Raw genomic sequence first — 23,800 nt, 5'->3', positions numbered from 1 at the left:
CGGTGGCACACCATGCCCCGCGGCCACCGTCGGCCCGGTCGGCCCTCGCCGACCCGATGACGGCTGCGCCGCGCCCACGCTGGTACCGCTGCACCACCGCCCTCGCCGCCCTCGCCGCGTTCGCCGTCGTCCTGACCGGCGGCGCCACGGCGGCCCACGCCGAACCGACGGTCGCCGAGATCGAGCGGCAGATCGACGAGGACTGGAACAAGCTCGAACCGATCATCGAACGGCACAACGCCACCCGCCAGGACCTGACCGCCAGGCGGAAGCAGGCCGACGCGCTCGCCGCGCAGATCGGGCCGCTGGAGAAGCAGGTCGACCAGGCGATGGAGAAGGTGGGCGCGCTGGCGGCCCGCGCCTACAAGGGCGAGAACGTCTCCGCCGTCAACGCCCTGCTGGGCAGCCGCTCACCGAGCGAGATGATCGGGCAGCTCGAACTGCTCGACCAGTTCGCCCAGCACCAGCAGCAGGACGTGCGGCAGGTCGCCGAGCTGCGCGACCGGCTGGCCGCCAAAAAGGCGCCCCTGGACGAGATGGTCGTCCAGCTCAGCCGCACCGAGGCCCAGCTCGCGGCGAAGAAGAAGCAGATCAACGCCGAGATCGACCGGTTGCAGAAGCTGCGGCTGCGGGTCTACGGCAACGGCGGCGGCGGGCCGCTGCGTCCCGCCCCCTGTCCGGCCGGCTATCCCGGCGGCCCGGCCGGCACCGCCGTGAAGTTCGCCTGCGCGCAGATTGGCAAGCCCTACGTCTGGGGCGCCGAGGGGCCGAACTCGTACGACTGCTCCGGCCTGATGCTCGCCGCCTGGGCGAAGGCGGGGGTGTCGCTGCCGCACAACGCCGCGCAGCAGCGCCGGGCCACCGCGTCCGTCAGCCGGGGCGAGCTGCGCCCGGGTGACCTCGTCTTCTACTACAGCGACCTGCACCACGTCGGCATGTACGTCGGCGGGGGCTGGGTGGTGCACGCCTCCCGCGCCGGGGTGCCGATCAAGATGAAGAAGGTCGACGACGGCCCGATCCACAGTTACGGCCGCCCCGGCTGAGGCGCGCGGAGGGCCCCTGCCCGGCGGGGGCCCTCCGCGCGCCCACGGGGTCGGGTCAGCGCGTCGGCCAGGTGCGCCAGTGCTGCCAGGAGCGGCTCGGGGTCGGGCCGCGCTGCCCCTGGTAGCGCGAGCCGTAGACGGCCGAGCCGTACGGGTGCTGCGCCGGCGACGAGAGCCGGAAGATGCAGAGCTGGCCGATCTTCATGCCCGGCCAGAGGGTGATCGGCAGGTTGGCCACGTTGGACAGTTCGAGGGTCACGTGACCGGAGAAGCCCGGATCGATGAAGCCCGCCGTGGAGTGGGTGAGCAGGCCCAGTCGGCCCAGTGAGCTCTTCCCCTCCAGGCGGCCGGCGAGCTGGTCGCCGAGCGTGATCACCTCAAGCGTCGAGGCGAGCACGAACTCGCCCGGATGCAGCACGTACGGCTCGCCGTCGGGCACCTCGACCATCGACGTGAGGTCGTCCTGCTGCTGCGCGGGGTCGATGTGGGTGTAGAGGTGGTTGTTGAAGACCCGGAAGAGCTTGTCCAGGCGTACGTCGATGCTGGACGGTTGCACCAGCGCGGGCTCGAACGGCTCCAGCGCGAGCGTTCCCGCCTCGATCTCGGAGGCCAGGTCGCGATCGGAGAGCAGCATCCGCACACCTTAGCGACCGGCACGCGTGACCTGCGTGTCGGAGTGCATCTTCGTACAATTGTTCGATAGAATGCCGGCATGGCTTCCTGGTCCGAATTCGCCGCCGACGAGCCCCGCCTCGCCGACGGGATCCGCCTCCTCATGCAGCAGTACGGGCCGGGCTTCGGCTACCTGGCCACCGTCCGCGCCGACGGCGGTCCCCGGGTGCACCCGGTCTCCCCGGTGATCACCGACGAGGGGCTCTTCTGCTTTGTCGTCGACTCGCCCAAGCGGCGCGACCTGGAGCGCGACGGCCGCTACGCGCTGCATTCGTTCCCGCCGGAGGAGAGCGACGACGAAGCCTACGTCGCCGGCCACGCCCGGCCGGTGACCGACCCGGCCCGGGTGGCCCGGCTGGCCCGCAGCCACCGGGCCGCGCCGCAGGTCGACTGGCGGGTCTTCGAGTTCACGGTCGACGTGGCGATGCTGGCCCGCCGCGAGTCCGGCGTCGCGGGCGGCGCCAGCGAGTGGCACGGCCGGCCCGCCGTCCAGGTGTGGCTCGACCCCCGCGCGGCCGCCGCCGGCACCGCGCTGGTGCCCGAGACCCGGTCGGGGCGCGTCGGCGACCACGCCGCCCGCCCCGCCGCCTGAGACGCGGTGCGGCGCCCCGGGCCGTCCCCCTCCGGGGCGCCGCACCGTGCCACCGCCCGACCCCCGCGTGCCCGGCCGCACAGACGCCGGTGCCGGCCCCGTCGAGCGAGGCCGGCACCGGTGCAGTCGTACGGCGGAACTACGCCGCGCGGTACGCGTTCCAGGCGGTCAGCATGCGGCTGGCCTGCCCGGCGGTGAACTGGTACATGCAGGAGTCGTAGCTGTAGTCCATGAAGTTGGTGATCGGGTCGACGCCCGGGGCGGTGCAGGTGTCCCGCCCGGTCGGGCAGCCGGAGGCCGGCGACGCCTCGGCCGCGGTGTCGCTGACGCTGTCGCCCGAGCCGGAGCAGCCGCCCTGGAAGGTGTGGTAGAGGTTCAGCCAGTGGCCGACCTCGTGGGTGCCCGTGTCGCCCTGGTTGTAGTTGGTGGCGGTGCCGCCCGGCAGCGACTCACTCAGCACGACGACGCCGTCCATGCTGCTGAGCTTCCGGGTCGGGAAGGTCGCCCAGCCGAGCAGGCTGTCGCTCAGCTCGCCCAGGTAGATGTTGAGGGTGTTCTTGCCACCCGTACGCAGCGAGGTCTTCATCGACCGCTCCGCCGAGGAGCCCTGCACGATCGGGTACCAGGACGGGTTCGTCACCCGGTTGATCTTCTGGAGTTGGAAGCTGAAGGCGGTGGACGCGCCGCCGGTCGCCCCGCTGAACGACTGGTTCAGCACGTTGATCTGCGAGTTGACCATCGAGTCGGGGATGTTGCCGCCGGCCCGGGTGCTGTTCTCCTGGATCACGTGCACCACCACCGGGATGGTGACGGCGGCGGCCATCGTGGAGGCGCCGGCGCCGGTACGGAACCGGGCCCGCTCGCGCAGCGCGGCGGCCATGTCGGCCTCGCGCTCGCGGGTCTCCGCGAGGGTCAGCTCGTTCGGCTCGTGCTTGGCGCCGCTGCCCGGCTTGACGCGGGCGTCCGAGTGGACGTCGGCCGGCTCGACGCAGACCTCGGTCGGGGCGGCGGAGAAGGCCGAAGCAGCCGGTACGACACCCACGGCGGCGGTGCTGAGCAGCAGCGCGAGGGTCGTCGACGCGACGCCGGCCGTACGCCGGGTCAGCAGGTTGGGACGGAGTCCCATGGGCCCACCTCTTTCTGGCGACGCGACAGGGGGTATGTCACGCCGTGACTGGAACGTTGGGCAGACGTTACAACCCATCGATTGATTTGAGAATGGCCATATGTTGCCGCGGTGGAAATTTTCCTGGCAGCGGCTGGGCGCGTATCGATGTTGCTTGACGCGGGACGCGACTCGCGGTCCGGATCCGGACCACGCCGCGCGGAGCGGGCACGTCGTGCCACGCGGCCGGGCGGCTCCTGGCTGGCGATGACGCGGCGGCGGTGGCGTTACTGGGGTGGCGTGACTGGGGTGGCGCGGCTGGCGGTGGCGGGCGCGGGCGGGCAGTGATGGGGCAGGCGGTGGCGGGCGCGGACGGTGGCGTGACTGGGGTGGCGGCGTAACTGGCGCGGCGGGCGGAGGCGCGGAGCGATCTTGGTGAGTTCAGGCCCCTCCGGGGGTCGTTAGCTGCCAAGATCGCGGCGTCGGGTGGTGCTGGAGGGGTACCTGGGTGCACCGGCGTGACGACTCAGGTACAGTGGTGCCGCCTGCGGGTGTAGTTCAATGGCAGAACATCAGCTTCCCAAGCTGACAGTGCGGGTTCGATTCCCGTCACCCGCTCCAACGTGAGGCCCCAGCCAGGAAAGTTTTCCTGGCTGGGGCCCATTGGTTGCTATCGCTTCTTGCGCACGCCTCGACCTGAGCCGCGATGATCTACCAGCACACCGCCCGCGAGCGTGACGAGCGCATCGCCCCCGCGCCCAGCTCGCAGATCAGGCAGAGTCGGAATTGGGCACGTAACGGCCATGGCCAGCGCCCCTAGCCCAGCGCTACCCGAAGCAGCCGCGACCAGCGCGCTGAGGCGTCGCAGATCAGTTGGCGGACGGCTGCACATCAGTCGACGGAGGGCGGTTTTGTCTAGTCCTACCACCCACTCGACGAATTCGTCCCAGCGCATGCACAACAGCCGGCCTTGGCCGCTCAGACGTTCTGGTTACGGTCGGTGGCGCCCGAGCGCCTGTGGGGCGAACTCGCATGTTGATGTGCCGGAGACCGTCATGCTTCCTGACGGAGCTCGTAGGCGCGGATTACCCGGACCGTGGGATCGGCGCTCTCGGACGTCCGTAGCCGGTCGGTCAGAAGGAAATCGGACAAGCTGAACCCGGACCCGTGCTCGTGCTCGGTCAGCACGAACGTTCCGCCTCGCCTCTCGGGCTGCCACCCGTGCTCCAAGCCATATCCGATGACGGCTCGTACGTCGGCCGGCGTCGGATAGGTGCCGTCGGTGGCGCATGCCCCCCACGGCGCGGGCCAGGCGACCGAGAGCAGATCCGCCTGGAGTGCCTGGCTCGTCTTACCGTCGCCCCACACCCGCAGCCGGATGCACCGGTGGCAATCACCGCTGCCCAGCACGTGCCGGATCTCCGCGCGCCAGACGAAGATCCGTGCACCGATTCGTATCTGCCGCAATCGCGTACGCACGTGGTCACCTCACGGTCGATCTTCCCCGCTCCACCGTTGCCCGCCAAGGTATTTCCCGCGGCACCTGGCGCCGGTCGAGTCGCCTGACGCGCAATGGAGCTGGCTGTACAGCCACCCGTACAGCCAAGCGGCAGACCGGGTCGGTCATGGCGATTTCGCCGCGTGTCGACAGTCCTGGGCGTTCCCGGCCGACCGGCCGCCTCCGGGCGGCATCGGACGGTCCACAACTGTCCGGCGAGGAGATCCGCTAGCTCCTACCGCCAGGGTCCTCGATACTCGCAGCGTGATCGACAAGGACCCTCACGCCCCATGGTTGCCTCGCGTTCCTCACCCGGCCGACAGCCCGACATTGCCGATCTACATGGTCATCTTCTTCTTCCTGGGTCTCGCCGGATTTGCCGCACACGGACTGTCCGACGGCAGGGAAGCACTGGTCATCGCGAGCATTGTCTCGGGGGTGTTCTTCATGTGTTTCCTGATCCTGTTCGCGATCTACTGGACCGGTTACCTGCTGAAGGGGCACGCCAACTGGCAGGTCGAGCGCCAGGCTGATTCCGACGGGCCACCCACGGGCCAGTAGCCAGGGAGTTGATCGGTACGTGGGCACGAAACGCAACCAACGGCCACAGGCGTTCCGAGCTGTACGGCCGATGGAGCGGCTACAGGGCTCACCGGGTCCACTGTCGTACCGTGTGCCGGTGAACAGCCAGGATCGCAGTACGTACCTGGTCGCCGCCGCGGCCAACCTGACCTTCAACTCGCCGCTCGGCGAGGAGCGGGTGGCGAACCTGGTCCGGCGACTGACCCCCACGGGGCCGGGCTGGCGGGCCCTGGACCTGGGCTGCGGCAACGGTGAGCTGCTCCTGCGGCTGTGCGAGGCCCACGGCATCCCCGGCGACGGGGTGGAGCGCGGCGCCGGCGAGGCTCAACGGGCCCGGCTGCGCGCGACGGAACGGGGAGCCGCCGAGCGGATCACGTTCCACGGCGCGGATGCGGCCACCTGGGACCGGCCCGCCCACCTCGTCGTCAACGTCGGGGCCGGCCAGATCTGGGGCGACGCCGCGCGAGCCCTCGCCGCGCTGCGCCGGCTCACCCTGCCCGGCGGCAGGCTGCTGTTCGCTGACGGCTTCTACCAGGCCAGCCCCGGCGCGCAGGTCCGCGAGATCTTCGGCGACATGCCCGACCTGGCTGGCCTGACCCAGCTCGCCGTGGACGCCGGGTTCCGACCGTTGCACGTCGCCGTGTCCACCCTCGCCGAGTGGGACGACTTCGAGTCCGACTGGCGTGCGGGCATCGAGCGCCTCGGCACGCCGGAGGGGCGCGCGTTCGCCGACGAGCGGCGCGTCGAATACCTCACCGGCTACCGCGACGTCGTCGGCTTCGGCTGGCTGATCCTCACACCGGCCTGACCGCTTCGCCGGCGAGGCGGTGCAGCCAGGCAAGGTCGGCGAGGTCCACGTCGCGCGGTTCGTAGCCGCTGTGGAACAGCAGTTGCTGGGTGACGGAGATGCAGTCGACCCGGCGACCGGCGATGGTGCCGGTGGTGAAGCAGCCCTTCGGCCAGCGGAAGGTGCCGCCGTCGAGGCCGGCCTGGTGGCCGTCGCCGGCCTCATCGAACGTCAGCGGGTGCAGGTCGACCCGCCCCCGTCCGTCGGCGACGACCTCGACGCGGACCGGCCGCCAGTCGGTCTCGACGACGTAGCCGAGCCGGCCGAGAGCCCCCAACGCCGCGGCCTCCTGCTCCGCGGCGACGGCCAGGTCCAGGTCGCGGTGCGTACGGGTCTGGTGTCCGACGAGCGCGTCGACGCCCCAGCCGCCGCCGATCCAGGCCCGGCACCCGGCGGCGGTGAGCGCGGCCAGGACGGCGTGGACCTCGTCGGCTTCCATGTCGGCGGTCACGACCACCGTTCTAGCCTCTGCGGGCAGGGCCCGGCCACCGAAATCCACCGCCCGGCCGGACGGCGGCGTGATCGCTACCGGGGGCCCAGCGGCGCGGCGGCAAACCCCGATGGACTTACCAGGCGTTCACGCGCCGCGTTCACGCCGAGCATCGACGACGACCAGGCGCGTTGCCGCGGCACGACGAGCGGCGTAGGCCCGGGGCGTCGCGGGCAGGCCGGGATTGGTCGTACGGGCCGCCTACGCTCCCGCCGTGATTGCAGACCTCTCCCGGTTGCTGAGTTCGCTACCGCCGGCGGCACTGCCGCCCGGCCGCACCGTCGAGCCGGAGGACGGCGGACCGCCGCCGTACTGGCTGAGTGACGCCCCGGCCGATCCGGGTCTGTGGGCGCGGATGCGGGCCCTGCATCCGGAGTCCGGGCTGTGGCCGCTGCTGCTGAGCGGGTTGTCGAGCGACGAGAACCGCCCGTGGGCCGACGGCGAGGTGTCTCCGGCCGACATGTCGTCGCCGGAGCAGCACGACGTGGCGGAGCTGCTGGCCCGATGGTGGGCCGACTGTGCGACCACCGACGAGGACGGCACGTCGGACGTCACGGCCCCGTTCGGCCAGGACTGGCCCGGTCTCGCCCCGCCCGGCGACCAGGCGGAGGCGCCCGCCCAGCTCGCCGACGAGTGCGCGGAGTTCCTCGCGGACGGGCGGACGCGTCTCGGGCTCGTGCCGGCCGCCCGCAGCGCGGACACGCTCGCCGTGGTGGGCTGGTACGGCCCGGCGAACCACACGGGCGACGCCGGGGAGATCTCGGCGGTGCTACGGAGTTGGGAGGACCGGTTCGGTGTACGGGTGGTCGGCGTCGGGTTCGCCACCCTGGATCTCAGCGTCGCCGCGCCACCGATGTCCACCGGGCACGCCCTGGCGGTCGCGGCCGAGCACTTCGCCTTCTGCCCGGACAACGTCTGGCAGGGCGTCGGCTCCCTGACCGCCTACGCCGAGCAGCTCCTCGGCCTGAACTCCTGGTCGTTCTGGTGGGACTGACGACGGCTCAGCCGACGGCGGCCGTCGGTTGCGGGCTGCGCCGGGGTACGGCGGCCAGCGCCAGCCCCAGCAGCGCACTCGCCGCGCCCACCACGAACAGCAGCGAGCCCGCCGGCTGACCCAGCCACTCCCACAGCGGGTGCCACGTCGGGTGCGGCTCGGCGCGGTGGTGCCGCAGCAGGCTGGGAACGGTCAGCAGTACGGGCGTCCACCAGAGGAACAGGGTGATCGCGAGCAGGACGCTGACCGCTCCCCGGGCGGGATGCCCCGCCTCGGTGCGCCGGCTGGCCCAGCCGAAGACCAGCCAGCCGAGGGCCGCTCCCAGCAGGCCACCGGCGACGCCGGACGGCAGCACGGCCGGCGGGGCCGTCCGGCTCAGCGCCAGCGACAGGTTGCTGCCGTCGGGCGAGGGCGGGGCGGCCACCTGGAGCTGGAGGACGGTGTCGCCGCGCCGGGCGAGCACGGTGGTGTCGGTGATCGTGACGGCCTGGACGCATGTCTTGTCGACACAGCCCGGGTTGCTGCGGACCTCCGGCGCGTACACCTGCCAGCCGGTCTCGCGCAGGCGCTGCTGCGCCAGGGCGAGCGTCTCGTCGGCGGGCATCGGGGGTGTGCCGGCCGCGCCGACCACGACGGCGCTCTGCTGGTATTCGCCGCCGTCCCCGAGCAGCAGGTTGTCCAGCGCGCGGACGGTGAGCGGCTGGTTGTAGAAGGTGAAGAGGGCCGGCGCCAGGTCGACGTCGCCGAGGTCGTGACCGGGGAGAACGGCGGCGAAGACGGCGGCGGTCTCGGCCCGGTCGGGCTGCGGCGGAGAGGTCTCCCAGGCGGCCCGGGTGGCGAGGGCGGCGGTGAACAGGCCGCAGATGACGGCGGTGAGGGCGGCCCAGACGCCGACCGTACGGCTGGCCGGTCGTCCCAGCCGGCAGCGCAGGCCGTGGCGGATCAGGTTGGCGGCCTCGCGCGGCGTCGGCCGGGTGCGGTCCGGCGGCGCCGCGTCCAGCAGTACCCCGACCATCTCGTCGCCCCGGGCCTGCCGGTAGGCGCGGGGGTGGCAGAACAGCAGCCGCCGGTAGCGGCGGGCGAGCGGGTCGCCGGTCGTCGGCATGACTGTCCTTCCGATCGGTACGCACCGGCGGCCCGGTGCGGGTGCGGCAGAAGAGGTGCGGGGCGGTCAGGCGGTGCCGGGGCGGAGCGCCCGCAGCCGGCTCTCGGCGGCGGTGGCGAGCTGGCGCAGCCGGGCGGTCTCGACGTCCAGGGCACGGATCCCGTCGGGGGTGAGGCGGTAGTAGCGGCGGAGCCGGCCGTCGACGGTCTCCTCGCGGTCGGGCGCGACGAGCCCCTGGGCGTGCAGCCGGTCGAGCGCGGCGTAGAGGGTGCCCGGCAGCAGGGTGACGCGCTGCGCGGACAGGGCGGTGACCTCGCGGATGATGCCGTAGCCGTGCCGGGGGCCACCGGCGAGCGCGGTGAGGATCAGGAAGGTCGGCTCTCGCATCGCGGTCACGGGCGACACCATATTCAGATCATCGATATATGGTCAACGCCCGCCCCGACCGCGACGGCCTGGCCCGCCCAGTCCTCCGCCACGAGGCCTAGGCTGGCGATCATGCGGATTGGCATCGTGATCCTTCCCGACCAGCGTTGGTCCGACTCGCGTCGCCGCTGGTCGCAGGCGGACGAGTGGGGCTTCGACCACGCCTGGACGTACGACCACCTGGGCTGGCGGGACCTGGTCGACGGCCCGTGGTTCGACTCCGTGACCACGCTGACCGCCGCCGCGACGGTGACCTCCCGGATCCGGCTCGGCACGCTGGTCGCCTCGCCGAACTTCCGCCACCCGGCCGCGTTCGCCCGGCAGGTCACCGCGCTCGACGACGTCTCCGGCGGGCGGCTGCTGCTCGGCCTCGGCGCCGGCGGCATCGGCTTCGACTCGGCCGTCCTGGGCGGGGAGACGCTGCCACCGCGCCAGCGGGTGGACCGGCTCGCCGAGTTCACCGAGCTGCTCGACCTCATCCTGCGCGAGGACGGCACGACCTGGCGCGGTGAGTGGTTCACCGCCGTGGACGCGCGGAACAACCCGGGCTGCGTACAGACGCCCCGGGTGCCGTTCGTGATGGCCGCCAACGGGCCCCGGTCGATGCGGCTGGTGGCGCGGTTCGGCCAGGGCTGGGTCACCACCGGGCCCGACGAGGACGACCTGGAGAGCTGGTGGGGCGGGGTGGCCGAGGCCGCCGTCCGGATGGACGCGACGCTCGCCGCCGCCGGCCGCGACCCGGGCACCCTGGACCGCTACCTCTCGCTCGACTCGGCGCCGGTCTTCTCGCTGCGCAGTGCCGAGTTCTTCGCCGACCAGGTCGGCCGGGCCGCCGCCCTCGGCTTCACCGACGTGGTCACCCACTGGCCCCGGGCCAGCAGCTGGTACGCCGGCGACGAGGCCGTCCTGGCGGACGTCGCCACCCGCCTGCTGCCCGAGCTGCGTCGCGCCTGACCGGGCGCCCTCGCCGGAGGCGTCAGCCCAGCCGCCCGGTGGACGCGTCGAGCCGGCACGCTCAGGTGCCGAGGTCTCCGGTGGTGATGCCGCCGTCGCCGCCGGAGACCAACCGGAACCGGATGCAGACGACCTCGCTGTCGTCGGTGACGGGGGTACCCACGCGCGCCCAGTAGGCGGCGTGACCGGCGCGCCACTCCTCGATGGAACGATCCCCCTCCCCTTCGGAGCGGGCGAATTCCCACGGCACGTCCGCGAAGCGGACCACCTCGACGCCGGTGACCTCCACGACGCCGACCAGCGCGTCCTCGTCGTCGACGAGGGCCAGCCGCTCGCCGGCGTGCTCCAGCTCCTCGCCCTCCTCGGCGTACTCGGTGGTCAGCCCGGCGGTCGCCGTCTTCACCCCGGCGAGCACCAGGGCGTTGAGCCGCGTACGCAGCTCACCGGGGGTGCCGAGGGCGAGGGTGCGCAGTCCACCGATCCGAGGCCACATCCTGCCGACCGTACCGGCACCGTCGATCAACCGTCGTGGCATTTCCGCCCCCACCGTCGGTGCGGCGGGCGCTACGGTAAGTGGGGCGACGATCGGGAGGCGGCATGGCGGACAGGCGCGCGGTGCTCATCCCCGGCCGGGGCTACGACACCCGGTTCCCGCTCTTCGTCTACGCCGGCGAGGCGCTGCGCCGCGTCGGCTACGCCCTGCACGCCCTCTCGTGGGAGGTGCCGGAGCAGTTCGCCCCCGACCGCGACGGGCCGGGGCCGGCCATCGAATGGGTGGTCGGGCAGGTCGCCCCGACCCTCGCCGAGCCGACGCACCTGCTGGTCGGCAAGTCGCTCGGCTCGATGGCCACGCCGCTCGCGGCCGACCGCGGGCTGCCGGCCGTCTGGCTCACCCCGCTGCTGCACGTGCCCGCCGTGGTCGACGGCCTGCGCCGCGCCACCGCGCCGTTCCTGCTGGTGGGCGGCACGGCGGACCCGTCCTGGGAGGGCCCGCTCGCCCGCCGGCTCACCCCGCACGTGGTGGAGATCGAGCAGGCCGACCACGCGCTGATGGTGCCGGGCCCGCTGGCCCGCTCGGCGGAGGCGCTCGGCCGGGTCTGCACGGCCGTCGAGGACTTCGTTCAGATCAGGTGACCGGCATAGCCGGCGGCGGCGAGCAAGAACCGAGGTTCAGGTCAAGCCGTGAGATCCGCCCCGTCCACGAGCCCCCGTACGCGCAGCTCGGTGGCGATCGCCGGAGGGCAGTCCAGCACGACCGCGGCGGTGCCGACCGGTTCCGCGCCCCGCGCGGCGCAGATCTCGTAGAGCGCGCGGACCTGTGCCCCGGTGGCCACCCAGTCGTCCACCACCAGCACCCGGTCACCCCCTTGCAGGCCGTGGTCCCGCACGGCCAGGTCGACCCGTCGGCCCCGGAAGTCCGGTGGGCTCTGCGCCCAGGTGAGCGCCCCGGCGGGCAGCCGGCCGTCGCCCGGCTTGTGCGCCGGCACGAAGCCGACGCCGAGCGCCGTCGCGGCGAGCGGACCGAGCAGGTATCCGGTGACCGCCGGCGAGACGACCACCGTCGGCCGGGCGGCCCGGAACGGCTCCACGAGGGCCGGCCCCAGCCGGGCGAGGACCTCCGGGTCCCGCCACCAGCCGGAGACGTCGCTGACCAGGTGCGTGGCGCCGGGGCCGGGATCGATCCACCTGACCAGCGCGGCGAGGCGTCCGCTCAGCTCGGAGGGCATGGACCCATCCTGCGCCACGCGGTCTGGTTGGCCGCCGAGTGGGTGACCCCGACGGGACCGGGCCGGGCGGTCCGCCCCGCACCCGGGCCGCCCGGCCCACCTCGGATCGGATGATCGGGTACACGTATCACTGCAATTGCGGTCATACCACCATGATCACGTTGACTTCGGATGTGCTTCTCTCGTTACGGTCCGACCCGCTTTGTTCAGATGACGAAAGGACCGGGCCGGTGGCTGGCAGGCACTCCCGTACCCGCATGTTCTCCTCGCCGGCCGGCATCGCGGCCACCGCAGCGGTCGGGGTCGCCCTCGCCGTCGGCGGCACCGTCGGCGCCGTCCAGCTGACCTCGGACGCTGAGCCCGCCCGGCCGACCGCGGTCGACCTCGCGCCCACCGGCCTGCCGACCAGCGCGGCCCCCAGCTCCCCGGCCGCCCCGCCGGCCGCCTCGCCGAGCGCCAGCGCGTCGCCGAGCGCGACGGCCGCCCCCAAGGCCAGCCGGTCCGCCCAGGCCCCCTCCCGGAGCAAGCCACGCACCGCCGCGCCGAAGCCCACCGCGACGAAGAAGAGCAGCACCGCCCGCCCGGTCGTCGACACCGGCTCGTGCGGCGCGTCGTTCTACTCCGAGGGGCAGCTCACCGCCAACGGCGAGAACTTCGATCCGTCCGCGCTGACCGCCGCCCACAAGACCCTGCCGTTCAACACGAAGGTCCGGGTCACCAACCCGGCGAACGGCAAGTCCGTGACGGTGCGCGTCAACGACCGTGGCCCGTTCATCGAGGGGCGTTGCCTCGACCTGTCCCGGGCCGCGTTCGCCCAGATCGCCTCGCTCGACGCCGGCCACGTGGAGGTCCGCTACGAGGTGCTCGGCTGAGCGCCGGCCGGGTGGCGATCGGTCCGGCGACACGGTCCGGGTGGGCAGAACATCCTCGGACGACGGGCCAGGTTCATTCACCCGCTCACGTCCATCAGGCATGCTGTCCCTCGTACGCACGCGACCCTTCCAGTCGGGCCCCGGCCCACTGAGCCCCGGATCCCGCGCCGGCCTCGGCGCGGCCTTCGTCCTGCTCGCGATCGTCTCGGCCGTGGAACTGGCCGACGGCCGTCCGGCGAACTACATCGCGCTCATGGTGGCCGCGCCGTTCCTGACCGCCGCGCTGGCGTCGTGGCGGATCGTGCTCGGCGTGGGCCTGGCCGCCACCGCCCTCGGGGCCGGCTTCGCGCTCTGGGAGGAGACCGTGGCGCTGCCCACCACGGTCGCCGTCGCGGGCATCGCGCTGGGCACCGCCATCGCGGTCGCCACGGCGGCCGTACGGCAGCGGCAGGCCGAACGGATCGCCGAGCTGTCCCGGCTGGCCTCGGTCGCCCAGCAGGCAGTGCTGCGCCCGCTCGGGCCGCAGGTCGGCACGCTCTCGGTGGCCGCCAGATACATCTCGTCCACCGCCACCGCCGAGATCGGCGGCGACCTGTACGAGGCGGTCGACACGCCGTACGGGGTGCGGATGATCATCGGCGACGTGCGGGGCAAGGGCCTCGACGCGGTCCGGCTCGCCAGCATCGTGCTGGGTTCGTACCGGCACGTGGCGTACGAGCGGGCCGACCTACGGGCCGTCGTGACCGACCTGGACCGGGCGGTGGCCCGGAGCGTGGGCGACGAGGACTTCGTCACCGCCGCGCTGGTCGAGGAGCGGGGCGGGACGCTCACCATCGTCAACTGCGGCCACCCGCCGCCGCTGCTGCTGCGCCGGGGCGCCGTCATCCCGCTCGAACCGCCGGCCCCCGCCCCGCCGCTGGGCTTCATGCCGGTGGTGCGCCCCCGGGTCGAGCGGCTGGAGCCTGGCGACCGGCTGCTGCTCTTCACCGACGGGCTCGGCGAGGCCCGCCGGGACGGGGAGTTCTTCCCGACCGCCGACCGGGCCTGGCGGCTGCTCGGACACGGCACCGTCGGCGACGGGCTCGCCTCGCTGGAGACCGCCCTGGTCGAGTGGGTGCACGGCCGGCTCGACGACGACATCGCTCTGGTCCTGATGGAGTACACGGGCTCGCGCGGCGCCGCCACGGTGGCCGTCCCCAGCTGGGAAGTCGGCGCGGCCGAGAGCTGAGCCGGGCCCGCTCGGCGCCCGCCTCCGCAACCCGAACGACAAGTGTGTAATCGCCGTCACTTCGGTGATCGGCTTGTCGCTGCCTACCCATCGGTAATACAGTCTGGAGTTACTGATCGGTAACACCTGTCCGGAAGCGGGGCCAGCGAGCATGACCCACTACAAGAGCAACCTTCGGGACCTCGAGTTCAACCTCTTCGAGGTCTTCGGGGCGGACCAGGCGTTCAGCCAGGAGCCGTACACGGACCTGGACGTCGACACCGCACGCGACATCCTCGCCGAGGTCGACCGCCTCGCCCGTGAGGATCTGGCCGCCAGCTACACGGACAGCGACCGCAACCCGCCGGTCTTCGACCCGGCCACGCACACCGCGCCGCTGCCGGAGTCGTTCAAGAAGTCGTACCGGGCGTTCATGAACTCCGAGTTCTGGCGGCTGGAGCTCCCGACGGAGCTGGACGGCAGCAACGCGCCCCGGGCGCTCGTGTGGTCCCTCGCCGAGCTGATCCTCGGCGCCAACGCCGCCGTGTGGATGTACTCCTCCGGCCCGTCCTTCGCGCACGTGCTGCACGTCGAGGGCACCGAGCAGCAGAAGCGGTGGGCGAAGCTCTTCGCCGACAAGCAGTGGGGCTCCACGATGGTGCTCACCGAGCCGGACGCCGGCTCGGACGTGGGCGCCGGCCGCGCCCGCGCCATTCAGCAGCCCGACGGCTCCTGGCACATCGAGGGCGTGAAGCGCTTCATCACGTCCGCCGAGCACGACCTGAGCGACAACATCATCCACTACGTGCTGGCCCGCCCGGTCGGCGTCGAGGGCGTCGGTGGCCCGGGCACCAAGGGCCTCTCCCTCTTCGTGGTGCCGAAGTACCACTTCGACGAGAACACCGGCGAGCTGGGCGAGCGCAACGGCGTCTTCGCCACCAACGTCGAGCACAAGATGGGCCTGAAGGTCTCCAACACCTGCGAGGTGACCTTCGGCGAGCACGGCGTACCGGCCAAGGGCTGGCTGCTGGGCGAGAAGCACGAGGGCATCCGGCAGATGTTCATGATCATCGAGAACGCCCGGATGATGGTCGGCACCAAGGCCATCGCCACCCTCTCGACCGGCTACCTGAACGCCCTGGAGTACGCCAAGAGCCGGGTGCAGGGCGCCGACCTGACCCAGATGGCGGACAAGACCGCGCCGCGCGTCACGATCACCCACCACCCGGACGTCCGCCGCTCGCTGCTGCTGCAGAAGGCGTACGCCGAGGGCCTGCGCGCCCTGGTCTGCTACACCGCCACCTGGCAGGACAAGGTCGCCATCGCCGAGGCGGCGGGCGACGAGAAGGCGACCAAGCTTGCCAAGCGGGTCAACGACCTGCTCCTCCCGCTGGTCAAGGGCGTCGGCTCGGAGCGGGCGTACGAGCTGCTCGGGCACGAGTCGCTGCAGACCTTCGGTGGCTCCGGCTTCCTCCAGGACTACCCCCTGGAGCAGTACGTCCGGGACGCGAAGATCGACACCCTCTACGAGGGCACGACGGCGATCCAGAGCCTCGACCTCATCTTCCGGAAGATCGTCCGGGACAACGGCAAGGCCCTGATGGCGGTCGCCGGCGAGATCCAGGAGTTCATCGCCACCGAGGCCGGCAACGGTCAGCTCAAGGAGGAGCGGCTGGCGCTGGGCAAGGCGCTCGCCGAGATCCAGAACATGCTGGGCGTCATGACCGGCTGGCTGGGCGAGGCGCAGGGCGGCGACACCCGGGCGCTCTACAAGGTCGGCCTGAGCAGCCGCCGCTTCCTGCTGGCCATCGGCGACCTGGTCGTCGGTTGGCTGCTCCAGAAGCAGGCCGACGTGGCCCTGAAGGCCCTGGCCGGCGACGTCTCCGCCGCCAACAAGGCGTTCTACACCGGCAAGGTGGCCGCCGCCCGGTTCTTCGCCCGCGAGGTGCTGCCCCGCATCGGCGCCGACCGGCGGATCGTCGAGAGCACCGACCTGGACGTTATGGACCTCCCGGAGGAGGCCTTCTGAGGTACGCCGTAGCGCCTTGCGGCGCGGCGGCGGGGCCGGGAACGACCCGGAGATGATCGGCACGACGGCCGGCGGGCAGCAGCTCGCCGGCCGTCGCCGTCCACCCGCCGGCCCCGAAACCGCCCCGGGCACCGCCGAAGGTGTCGTCGGAGCCTCCGCGCGAGCGTGCTTCCGCTGCCTCCGACCGTCGCAAGCCTGGCTCCGCTGCCTTCGTGGGCGGCCCGCACCCTGCGCCACGAGGGCACGTCAGGGTCAAGTCGATCACGCAGCGTTATCAACCGGCCGCCTCTCCGACTTGCCCCTCGCCGCCCTTTGCTCTGCATCCACGGAGGCACCAGCAACTCTGGGTGCCTGTTGCGTCTATGGATGCAGAGCAAAGCGCCTGCGAAGGGGGTGCCAGTGGGGATGTCCGGTCGCACCTAATGGCCAACAATTAGGCATGATGCCCGTTTTGCGGGGTGGCGCTTGTCGGTAGCCGTAGTTGCGGTAGGTAACGGCGAGGATTTTGGGGTTGCGGTCACCTTGTGTAGTCGTGGCGCGCAACCGGGTCGGTTCGGAAGAGCTGTGGCTGACCCGCCGATGGGTTCCGCCGGCTATTCGGGGACGCCATCCGGGTAGCCGGGCGGTGTGGCGGGTAACCGTCGCGAGGCCACGTCAGAGAACGCCCAGAGCCACCGCACGGGGGAGTGCAGCGCACATGGGCATTGGTAGCGGAATCTTCCTGATCGCCATCGGCGCGATCCTGACCTTCGCCATCAGAGCCAACGTCTGGTGGGTCGACCTGCGCGCGGTCGGCTGGGTGTTCATCCTGGCCGGGCTAGGCGTCCTGCTCACCACGCTCTGGTTCTGGCAGGACCGGCGCAAGCGGGCGCGGACCCTCATCGTCGAGGAGAACCGGCTCTCGCACCCGACCGCGATGATGCCACCGCCGCCCGATCCGCCGCCGCCGACGGCGCCACCGTCCTGAGCCACCGCGCCCCTCGGCGCCACCGGCCTGAACATCGACGGTGCCACCGCCACCGAGCCAGCGACGGCGCCACTGGCCTGAGTCACCACCACCGTCCTGAGCCACCCGCCACGTACCGGCGGGTGGCTCAGCCGCGTGCGGTGTGGCGGTCGGTGATCGGTGCCCTGCCCGGGCCCAGTTCCGGCCAGTCGACGTCGGGCCGGTGCACCACCACGTCGCTGGTGCGTAACCCGTCCTGGTCCGCCCGCTCCGGGTCGAGCAGCGCCGAGAGGAGCGAGATGCCCGGGTTGTGCGCGATCAGCAGCACCGTACGGGCGGTCGGGTCCACGTTCCGGACCAGCGTCAACAGGTCCTCCGGGTGCGCCTCGTACGCGTCGGCCTCGTAGCGCACGACGGGAGCGGGGCCGGCCGAGCCGCCCTCCGGTGGGGAACCGGTCATGCCCATCGCCACGCCGTGCCACGTCTCCCGGGTGCGCCGGGCGGCCGAGCAGATGACCACGTCCGGCAGCAGGTCGTGCTTGGCCAGCCAGGCGCCGGCCGCAGCCGCGTCGGCCTGACCCCGTACGGCCAGGGGACGCTGCACGTCCGGCACCACCTCCCCGGGCGGCTCGGCCTTGGCGTGCCGGAGCAGCACCAGCGTGCGTTTCCGGGCGGAAGCGTCGGTCATGTCCTCAGCTTGCCCGATTGGCGATCAGAGCGCCTGGGTAAGTCGATGGATGCCGCAACCTCACCGATGGCCGCGGCGGAAGGAAACGCCAGGGGACAGCCGAGGAGGCGACGAGATGGGCTTTGGTGGCAGTATCTTCCTGATCGCGTTGGGTGCGATCTTCGCGTTCGCCGTGGAGGCGGATCTGGGCTGGCTCAACCTGGCCGTGGTGGGCTGGGTGCTGATGCTCGCCGGCGTGGCCGGTCTGCTGCTCACCCTCCACTTCTGGAACTCGCGTCGTCGGGCCGTGGTCGCCCCGGTGCGCGGTGAGCGCGTGGTCGCCGAGCAGGTCGTGCCGGTGCGGGACGACCGCGTCGTGGAGGAGTACCGCGAGGTGCGTCAGCCGCGCCGCACCGTCTGACGTCAGGACGGGACACCTTCTTCTCCGGGGGCTCCGCCACGCGGCGGGGCCCCCGGACGCGTGTCCGTCAGGCGAAGAGGGCGAAGTAGATGGCGATGTGGTGGCAGAGCGCGGCCACGAGCGTGCAGGCGTGGAAGAACTCGTGGTGGCCGAAGACGGTGGGCCAGGGGTTGGGCCGGCGGAGCGCGTAGAAGACCGCGCCGACGCTGTAGATCGCGCCGCCCACGATGAGCAGCACCAGGGCGGTGACGCCACCCCGGTGCAGGATGTCGGGCAGCATCGCGACCGAGACCCAGCCGAGCGCCAGGTAGAGCGGCGCGGAGACCCAGCGCGGGGCGTGCGGCCAGACCAGCTTGAGCGCCACGCCGGCGAGCGCGCCGCCCCAGACCAGCGCCAGCATGATCGTGGCCGGCCGGGGTTCCAGCAGCAGTACGCAGAACGGCGTGTAGGTGCCGGCGATGAACACGAAGATCATCGAATGGTCCATCCGGCGCATGATCTGGTAGCCGCGCTCGGACCACACCCGCCGGTGGTAGAGCGCGCTCGTGCCGAAGAGCCCGCACACCGTGAGGCTGTAGATGAGGCAACTGACCAGCGGGGCCCAGCCGGGTCGGGTGGCGGCGACCGCGCTGAGCACGATGCCGCAGAGTCCTGCGACGAAGAACGCGTACGTGTGCAGCCAGCCGCGCATCCGGGGCTTACCGATGTCGACCGGCTTCAGTCGAAGCGGGGCGGGGGTGGTCACGCTATTAGGTTACGGCACCGTAGGTTACTTTCAAGTAGTGCTTCCGGTCACGTGGGACGGCGGCCGACCGCCCCTGGTGCCGTGCGCCGGTCGGGGAGTATGGCGGCATGCGGATCCGACCCGTCGGCGCCCACGCCCTGCTGATCGACTGTGCCGACGCCGACCAGGTGGAGGCCTGGCGGGCCGAGCTGTGGCGGCGGCGCGAACGCGGTGAGCTGACCGCCGTCGAGATCGTGCCGGCGGCCACCACCGTCCTGCTCGACGGCGTGCCGGACCCGGACACGGCGGCCGAGCAGATCGCCGCCTGGCCGCCCCGACCAGCCGCACCGACCACCGCCGCCGCCGGGGAGGCTTCCGCAGCCGCCGCCGAACTGGTCGAGGTTTCGGTGACGTACGACGGGGAGGACCTGCCTCTCGTCGCCGAGCACTGGGGCGTGGACGTGCCGGCGGTGGTGGACCGGTTGCGGCGTACCCCGTTCCGGGTGGCCTTCTGCGGCTTCGCCCCCGGGTTCGCCTACCTCACCGGGCTGCCCGCCGAACTGGCGGTGCCCCGGCTGCCCACCCCGCGCTCCCGGGTGCCGGCCGGCTCGGTCGCTCTGGCCGGCCCGTACGCGGGGATCTATCCGGCGGCCTCGCCCGGCGGCTGGCTGCTGGTCGGGCGTACCGCGGTGGGCCTCTTCGACGTGCACGCCGACCCGCCCGCCCGGCTCACCCCGGGCACCCGGGTACGCCTGGTGGCCGCGTGACCCCGGTGGTCGAGGTGCTCCGCGCCGGGGCGCTGACCACCGTCCAGGACCTGGGCCGGGCCGGCTGGGCGCACCTCGGCGTACCCCGGTCGGGCGCGCTCGATCCGGCGGCATTGCGGCTGGCCAACCGGCTCGTCGGCAACCCGGAGTCCGCCGCCGGCCTGGAGATCACGATGACCGGCTGCGAGCTGCGGTTCCTCCGCGCGACGGCAGTCGCGGTGACCGGTGCCGGTGCCGCCGTGCGGGTCGGCGACCGTCCCGGTGACGTGGGTCGGCCGCTGTCGGTGCCGGCGGGCGCCGTGCTGCGGATCGGCCCGCCCCGCGACGGCCTGCGCAACTGGCTCGCGGTCGGCGGCGGGTTCGCCGTCGAGCCGGTGCTCGGCAGCCGGGCCACCGACACCCTCTCCGGGCTCGGCCCGCCGCCGCTGCGCGACGGCGACCGGCTGCCCCTGGGCGCACCGGCCGGACCGCCCGCCCCGGTGGACGTCACCGTCGCGGCGCCCACCCCGACCGAGCTGCGGCTGACCCTGCGCCTCGGCCCGCGCGACGACTGGTTCACCGCCACCGCGCTGGACCGGCTGTTCGGCAGCGCGTACACGGTGAGCCCGGTCAGCAACCGGGTCGGCGCGCGACTCACCGGCGCGGCGCTACCCCGCGGGGTGGCCGGGGAACTGCCCAGCGAGGGCATCGTGCTCGGGGCGGTGCAGGTGCCGGCGGACGGCCAACCGTTGATCTTCCTGGCCGACCATCCGACCACCGGCGGGTACCCCGTCGTCGGGGTGGTGGACGACGTGACCCCGCTCGCGCAGGCCCGGCCAGGGACTACGGTCAGGTTCCATGGACCTCAACGCTGACCTCGGCGAGGGATTCGGCATCTGGCGACTCGGCGACGACGCCGCGCTGCTGGACCTCGTCACCTCCGCCAACGTCGCCTGCGGCTTCCACGCCGGCGACGCGTCCACCATGCGCCGGGTCTGCGAGGGCGCCGCCGAGCGCGGGGTGGCCGTCGGCGCGCAGGTCGGTTACCGGGACCTCGCCGGCTTCGGCCGGCGGCACATCGCGTACGCCTTCGCGGAGCTGCGCGACGAGGTCACCTACCAGCTCGGGGCCCTGGACGCGTTCTGCCGGCTGTTCCGCACCCGGGTCCGCTACCTGAAGCCGCACGGGGCGCTCTACCACGCCGCCGCCTGCGACGAGACCCAGGCGGCGGCGCTGGTCGCGGCGGTCGGCGACTACGACGACCAGCTGCCGCTGCTCTGCCTGCCCGGCTCGGTCCTCGCCCAGCTCGCCGCCGGCGCCGGGCTGCGGGTGGTCGCCGAGGGCTTTGCCGACCGGGGCTACCTGCCCAACGGCTCGCTGGTGCCGCGCACCGCACCCGGGGCGCTGGTCACGGACCCGGAGGAGGTGGCCGCCCGGGCCGTGCGGATGGCCACCGAGCGGACCGTGGTCGCGGTCGACGGCAGCGTCGTCCCGTGCCCGGTCGAGTCGATCTGCCTGCACGGCGACACCCCCGGCGCGGTCCGCTGCGCCGAACTGGTGCGCGCCGCCCTGATCGACGCGGGGGTCGCGCTCACTCCGTTCGCGTGACGTCAGGCGTCGTCCAGGCCCCTGAGTACCAGCGGGAGCCGGGCGGCGGCACCCTCGACCACCCGGACCGGTACGCCCCAGTCCTGCCGGGTCAGGTGGCAGGCCGCGTGCTCGACGTCCGCGTCGCAGGTCGCCGCCTGCGCGGTCACCTGGAGCACACCCCCGGCCACCGTGCCGTCGACCACCAGCCGGCGGGACAGCTCGGTGCCGGTCCCCGCCCCCTCCAGCAGCAGCTCCGGCGGCGACGCCGACACCACCAGTCGCGTCGACGGGCCGTACGTCTCGTCGAGCTTCTGCCCCGGCGCGGGCGTGAAGATCACGTCCAGGGTCACCTCGCCGGCCGCCACGTCGGTGGGCTTGCGTTCGGTGCGGTGCCGGGGACCGTCGACGGTGCTCGCGCCGGCCGCCGAGAGCGCGCCGGGCGCCAGCCGGGTCAGCCGGTGCGCGGCGGACTCCACCACGAGCACCTCGCCGGCCGGGGTGAGCACCAGGTCGCTCGGCTCGGCGAGCCCCTCGGCGACCGTCGAGACCCGGTCGCTCTCCGGGTCGAAGCGGCGGACCGCCCCGTTGTACGTGTCGGCCACCAGCACCGAGCCGTCCGGCAGCGCGCACACCCCCAGCGGGTGCTGGAGCAGCGCCTCCGCCGCCGGCCCGTCGACGTGCCCGAAGTCGAAGAGCCCCTGCCCGACGGCGGTGCCCATGACGTCGTTCTCGACGTACCGGATCGCGCTGGTCTCGCTGTCGGCGATCCAGAGCCGGGCGCCGTCGGCGGAGACGGAGAGGCCCGACGGCTGCGCCATCCACGCCTCGGCCAGCAGGCCGTCGCGCAGGGCCTCGACGGTGGTGCCCGCGTACATGCCGGCGGTGCGCTTCACCGGGTCGAACCACCAGAGCTGGTGGATGCCGGCCATCGCGATGACGACCCTGTCGTCGTACCAGGCCAGGTCCCAGGGGGAGGAGAGGTCGACCGAGAGCGCGTCGTGCGAGTGGTCGTCGACCGTGGAACGCCACTGCCGGCCGGTGCCGGCGACCGTCACCACCTCGCCGTCGGCCAGCCGTACGCCGCGCAGCAGGTGGTTGACGGTGTCGGCGACGACGAGGTCGTAGCCCGCCACCTCGGCGGTGTGCGCCGGCAGCAGGCACAGCCCTTGCGGCTCGGAGAAGGTGGCCGCCCCGGCGGGACCGTCGGCCCGGCCCCGGCTGCCCGTGCCGATCCGCCGCAGCAGCGTCTCGCCGTCGGGGGCCAGCTCGGCCAGCGAGTGCCGGGCCGAGTCGGACACGAGCAGATTGCCGCTCTCCAGCAGCACCGCCTTGCCCGGGAAGCGCAGCGTGGTCTGCGGCTCGGCGGGCGGGACGTACGGGCCGTCGCCCCGGTGCAGGGTGCCCTTCGCCTCGTGGGTGGCGATCAGGTCGTCGACGAGGCGGGCGAGCCCCTCGGCGTGACCCTCGCCGGCCATCGTCGCCACCACGTAGCCCTCGGGGTCGATCACCGACAGGGTGGGCCAGGCGCGGGCCGCGTACTGCTGCCACATGTCCAGCTCGGGGTCGTCGAGCACGGGGTGGTGGACGCCGTACCGCTCGACGGCGGCGGCCAGCGCGTCCGGGTCCTTCTCGTGCTCGAACTTCGGCGAGTGCACGCCGATCACGACGAGCACGTCGCCGTACTTCTCCTCCAGCGGGCGCAGCTCGTCGAGCACGTGCAGGCAGTTGATGCAGCAGAAGGTCCAGAAGTCGGCGATTACGATCTTGCCCCGCAGATCGGACAGCTTCAGCTCTCGCCCACCCGTGTTGAGCCACTGCCGGCCCCGCAGTTCGGGGGCACGTACGCGCGGTGTCGTTCCCATGCCCGCCAGCCTGCCACGTCGGGCTCGCATCAAGTCGGACCCGTGACCCGGACGACAGCGGCGAGCCGGGCTAGCGGGCGCGGGCCCAGCCGGTGAAGCGCACCGTCAGGTCCGCCGGCGGGCTGCCGTGGTCCAGCCCGGCGAGTTCCTCGGCGGCCTCGTCGCACAGCTCGGCGAGGTGGACCATCAGCGCGTCGCGGTCCTCGCGGTACCTCGCGAGTAGAAGGAGCTTCGCCGTCGAGCAGGGCCACGCCACCCCGCAGGCGCCACAGCGCCAGGTGGGCCGGCTGGGAACGTGGGCGCGGACGTGCACCATCAGCCCACCGCCGTGCGGGGTCGGGCCGGCGGCCGCCGTGCGGGGGCGGGCCGCGCCGGGGGCGGCGCGGTGACGACCCACTCAAGGCCCTCGCGCAGTACGAACAGCTCGCGCTTCGCCACCGCGCGGCCCTTGGCGTCGAGCTGGTAACCCTCGAACCAGAGCCAGCCGTACGGCGGGAAGCGGTCGACGAGTTCGCGGATGACGCGGACACGCATCGGGGTTACGAACTGCGGCGACGCCGCCCGGGTCAGGTCGAGGACCTCGCCGGCCCGCAGCATCCGTACGGGTGGCGGCGTCCGGGCGGTCACCAGCGGCTCCCGTTCCGCCGGACCGACCAGCGCGACGCCGGAACGACGTTGCTCACGCGGCCTGGGCCCCGGTA

At 72.8% G+C, this 23,800-nt stretch carries 28 protein-coding genes and 1 tRNA gene; 16 read left to right on the top strand and 13 right to left on the bottom strand.

Features of this window, described 5'->3' with window-relative positions; translation table 11 throughout:
- Window positions 1–2 precede the first annotated feature (2 nt).
- Window positions 3–1,043 (top strand): C40 family peptidase, encoded by a 1,041-nt coding sequence (locus EV374_RS13820; protein ID WP_132235317.1) that lies wholly within the window; start codon window positions 3–5, stop codon window positions 1,041–1,043.
- A 55-nt stretch (window positions 1,044–1,098) separates the two neighbouring features.
- On the opposite strand, the gene dcd is transcribed toward EV374_RS13820, so the two are convergent.
- Window positions 1,099–1,677, bottom strand: coding sequence for a dCTP deaminase (gene dcd, locus EV374_RS13815; RefSeq protein ID WP_132235315.1), 579 nt, complete (start codon window positions 1,675–1,677; stop codon window positions 1,099–1,101).
- 78 nt (window positions 1,678–1,755) lie between these two features.
- Between dcd and EV374_RS13810 the strand changes: the two genes are divergently transcribed.
- A complete protein-coding gene (locus EV374_RS13810) occupies window positions 1,756–2,307 on the top strand; it encodes a pyridoxamine 5'-phosphate oxidase family protein (protein ID WP_132235313.1) in 552 nt (183 codons plus the stop codon).
- Between the two features lie 139 nt (window positions 2,308–2,446).
- Here EV374_RS13810 and EV374_RS13805 read toward each other — a convergent pair whose 3' ends face one another.
- The gene (locus tag EV374_RS13805) at window positions 2,447–3,433 is read right to left on the bottom strand and encodes a zinc metalloprotease (protein ID WP_132235311.1); all 987 of its coding nucleotides are present in this window, start codon (window positions 3,431–3,433) and stop codon (window positions 2,447–2,449) included.
- A gap of 526 nt (window positions 3,434–3,959) precedes the next feature.
- On the opposite strand from EV374_RS13805, the gene EV374_RS13800 reads away from it, so the two are divergent.
- Window positions 3,960–4,033: transfer RNA gene (locus EV374_RS13800), tRNA-Gly, on the top strand.
- Between the two features lie 432 nt (window positions 4,034–4,465).
- Here EV374_RS13800 and EV374_RS13795 read toward each other — a convergent pair.
- Entirely contained in the window at window positions 4,466–4,891 is a 426-nt protein-coding gene (locus EV374_RS13795) for an integrase (RefSeq protein ID WP_132235308.1), read from the bottom strand.
- A gap of 283 nt (window positions 4,892–5,174) precedes the next feature.
- Here EV374_RS13795 and EV374_RS13790 point away from each other — a divergent pair, with 283 nt between their 5' ends.
- On the top strand, window positions 5,175–5,471 hold the full coding sequence (locus tag EV374_RS13790; RefSeq protein ID WP_132235306.1) for a hypothetical protein: 297 nt from the start codon (window positions 5,175–5,177) through the stop codon (window positions 5,469–5,471).
- A gap of 118 nt (window positions 5,472–5,589) precedes the next feature.
- Window positions 5,590–6,300, top strand: coding sequence for a methyltransferase domain-containing protein (locus EV374_RS13785; RefSeq protein ID WP_165947780.1), 711 nt, complete (start codon window positions 5,590–5,592; stop codon window positions 6,298–6,300).
- Here EV374_RS13785 and EV374_RS13780 read toward each other — a convergent pair.
- A complete protein-coding gene (locus tag EV374_RS13780) occupies window positions 6,287–6,790 on the bottom strand; it encodes a nucleotidyltransferase domain-containing protein (RefSeq protein ID WP_207914174.1) in 504 nt (167 codons plus the stop codon). The genes EV374_RS13785 and EV374_RS13780 overlap by 14 nt on opposite strands.
- Before the next feature lie 253 nt (window positions 6,791–7,043).
- On the opposite strand from EV374_RS13780, the gene EV374_RS13775 reads away from it, so the two are divergent.
- The gene (locus tag EV374_RS13775) at window positions 7,044–7,823 is read left to right on the top strand and encodes a DUF4253 domain-containing protein (RefSeq protein WP_132235302.1); all 780 of its coding nucleotides are present in this window, start codon (window positions 7,044–7,046) and stop codon (window positions 7,821–7,823) included.
- A gap of 7 nt (window positions 7,824–7,830) precedes the next feature.
- Here the strand turns inward: EV374_RS13775 and EV374_RS13770 are convergent, their stop codons facing one another.
- Window positions 7,831–8,928 (bottom strand): hypothetical protein, encoded by a 1,098-nt coding sequence (locus EV374_RS13770; RefSeq protein WP_132235300.1) that lies wholly within the window; start codon window positions 8,926–8,928, stop codon window positions 7,831–7,833.
- Window positions 8,929–8,994: 66 nt separating this feature from the next.
- On the bottom strand, window positions 8,995–9,315 hold the full coding sequence (locus EV374_RS13765; protein WP_132235558.1) for a PadR family transcriptional regulator: 321 nt from the start codon (window positions 9,313–9,315) through the stop codon (window positions 8,995–8,997).
- Window positions 9,316–9,426: 111 nt separating this feature from the next.
- Here EV374_RS13765 and EV374_RS13760 point away from each other — a divergent pair, with 111 nt between their 5' ends.
- Window positions 9,427–10,308, top strand: a complete 882-nt coding sequence (locus EV374_RS13760; protein WP_132235298.1) for an LLM class flavin-dependent oxidoreductase — start codon at window positions 9,427–9,429, stop codon at window positions 10,306–10,308.
- A 61-nt stretch (window positions 10,309–10,369) separates the two neighbouring features.
- On the opposite strand, the gene EV374_RS13755 is transcribed toward EV374_RS13760, so the two are convergent.
- On the bottom strand, window positions 10,370–10,801 hold the full coding sequence (locus EV374_RS13755; RefSeq protein WP_132235296.1) for an ASCH domain-containing protein: 432 nt from the start codon (window positions 10,799–10,801) through the stop codon (window positions 10,370–10,372).
- 104 nt (window positions 10,802–10,905) lie between these two features.
- Here EV374_RS13755 and EV374_RS13750 point away from each other — a divergent pair, with 104 nt between their 5' ends.
- Window positions 10,906–11,442 carry an alpha/beta hydrolase gene (locus EV374_RS13750; protein WP_132235294.1) on the top strand — a complete coding sequence of 179 codons (537 nt, stop codon included), beginning with the start codon at window positions 10,906–10,908 and terminating at the stop codon, window positions 11,440–11,442.
- Window positions 11,443–11,483: 41 nt separating this feature from the next.
- Here the strand turns inward: EV374_RS13750 and EV374_RS13745 are convergent, their stop codons facing one another.
- Window positions 11,484–12,035 (bottom strand): type I phosphoribosyltransferase, encoded by a 552-nt coding sequence (locus tag EV374_RS13745; RefSeq protein WP_132235292.1) that lies wholly within the window; start codon window positions 12,033–12,035, stop codon window positions 11,484–11,486.
- A gap of 230 nt (window positions 12,036–12,265) precedes the next feature.
- On the opposite strand from EV374_RS13745, the gene EV374_RS13740 reads away from it, so the two are divergent.
- The 4 genes from EV374_RS13740 (at window position 12,266) to EV374_RS13725 (ending at window position 17,110) form a co-directional block, all read left to right on the top strand.
- Entirely contained in the window at window positions 12,266–12,907 is a 642-nt protein-coding gene (locus tag EV374_RS13740; protein WP_207914172.1) for a septal ring lytic transglycosylase RlpA family protein, read from the top strand.
- A 100-nt stretch (window positions 12,908–13,007) separates the two neighbouring features.
- Window positions 13,008–14,135: a PP2C family protein-serine/threonine phosphatase gene (locus EV374_RS13735; RefSeq protein WP_132235288.1), complete on the top strand. Its 1,128-nt coding sequence runs from the start codon at window positions 13,008–13,010 to the stop codon at window positions 14,133–14,135.
- 151 nt (window positions 14,136–14,286) lie between these two features.
- Window positions 14,287–16,143: an acyl-CoA dehydrogenase gene (locus EV374_RS13730; RefSeq protein WP_132235286.1), complete on the top strand. Its 1,857-nt coding sequence runs from the start codon at window positions 14,287–14,289 to the stop codon at window positions 16,141–16,143.
- A gap of 697 nt (window positions 16,144–16,840) precedes the next feature.
- Window positions 16,841–17,110, top strand: coding sequence for a DUF6458 family protein (locus EV374_RS13725; RefSeq protein ID WP_013730795.1), 270 nt, complete (start codon window positions 16,841–16,843; stop codon window positions 17,108–17,110).
- Between the two features lie 127 nt (window positions 17,111–17,237).
- On the opposite strand, the gene EV374_RS13720 is transcribed toward EV374_RS13725, so the two are convergent.
- Window positions 17,238–17,777 carry a histidine phosphatase family protein gene (locus EV374_RS13720; RefSeq protein WP_132235284.1) on the bottom strand — a complete coding sequence of 180 codons (540 nt, stop codon included), beginning with the start codon at window positions 17,775–17,777 and terminating at the stop codon, window positions 17,238–17,240.
- Between the two features lie 115 nt (window positions 17,778–17,892).
- Here EV374_RS13720 and EV374_RS13715 point away from each other — a divergent pair, with 115 nt between their 5' ends.
- Window positions 17,893–18,177, top strand: a complete 285-nt coding sequence (locus EV374_RS13715) for a DUF6458 family protein (RefSeq protein WP_132235282.1) — start codon at window positions 17,893–17,895, stop codon at window positions 18,175–18,177.
- A 67-nt stretch (window positions 18,178–18,244) separates the two neighbouring features.
- Here EV374_RS13715 and trhA read toward each other — a convergent pair whose 3' ends face one another.
- Window positions 18,245–18,922 carry a PAQR family membrane homeostasis protein TrhA gene (gene trhA, locus EV374_RS13710; protein ID WP_132235280.1) on the bottom strand — a complete coding sequence of 226 codons (678 nt, stop codon included), beginning with the start codon at window positions 18,920–18,922 and terminating at the stop codon, window positions 18,245–18,247.
- Window positions 18,923–19,029: 107 nt separating this feature from the next.
- Here trhA and EV374_RS13705 point away from each other — a divergent pair, with 107 nt between their 5' ends.
- From EV374_RS13705 to EV374_RS13695, 3 genes are read left to right on the top strand one after another with little or no spacing between them, the layout of a single operon-like run.
- On the top strand, window positions 19,030–19,668 hold the full coding sequence (locus tag EV374_RS13705) for a 5-oxoprolinase subunit B family protein (RefSeq protein ID WP_132235278.1): 639 nt from the start codon (window positions 19,030–19,032) through the stop codon (window positions 19,666–19,668).
- Window positions 19,665–20,522: a 5-oxoprolinase subunit C family protein gene (locus tag EV374_RS13700; RefSeq protein WP_132235276.1), complete on the top strand. Its 858-nt coding sequence runs from the start codon at window positions 19,665–19,667 to the stop codon at window positions 20,520–20,522. Before EV374_RS13705 ends, EV374_RS13700 begins: the two co-directional genes overlap by 4 nt.
- Complete coding sequence (locus tag EV374_RS13695; protein ID WP_132235274.1) at window positions 20,506–21,255, top strand: 5-oxoprolinase subunit PxpA; 750 nt, start codon at window positions 20,506–20,508, stop codon at window positions 21,253–21,255. Before EV374_RS13700 ends, EV374_RS13695 begins: the two co-directional genes overlap by 17 nt.
- Window positions 21,256–21,257: 2 nt before the next feature.
- On the opposite strand, the gene EV374_RS13690 is transcribed toward EV374_RS13695, so the two are convergent.
- The 3 genes from EV374_RS13690 to EV374_RS13680 all read right to left on the bottom strand — a co-directional run bounded on the left by EV374_RS13690 (window position 21,258) and on the right by EV374_RS13680 (window position 23,726).
- Window positions 21,258–23,099: an NHL domain-containing thioredoxin family protein gene (locus EV374_RS13690; protein ID WP_132235272.1), complete on the bottom strand. Its 1,842-nt coding sequence runs from the start codon at window positions 23,097–23,099 to the stop codon at window positions 21,258–21,260.
- A gap of 70 nt (window positions 23,100–23,169) precedes the next feature.
- Window positions 23,170–23,415, bottom strand: a complete 246-nt coding sequence (locus tag EV374_RS13685; protein WP_132235270.1) for a flavin reductase — start codon at window positions 23,413–23,415, stop codon at window positions 23,170–23,172.
- Window positions 23,415–23,726, bottom strand: coding sequence for a hypothetical protein (locus EV374_RS13680; protein ID WP_486485742.1), 312 nt, complete (start codon window positions 23,724–23,726; stop codon window positions 23,415–23,417). The genes EV374_RS13685 and EV374_RS13680 overlap by 1 nt, the downstream gene beginning before the upstream one ends.
- Window positions 23,727–23,800 lie beyond the last annotated feature (74 nt).

The organism is Micromonospora sp. CNZ303 (genome assembly GCF_004345505.1).
Note: the sequence above shows the minus strand (reverse complement) of the source record. Positions and strands in the feature narration are given on the sequence as shown.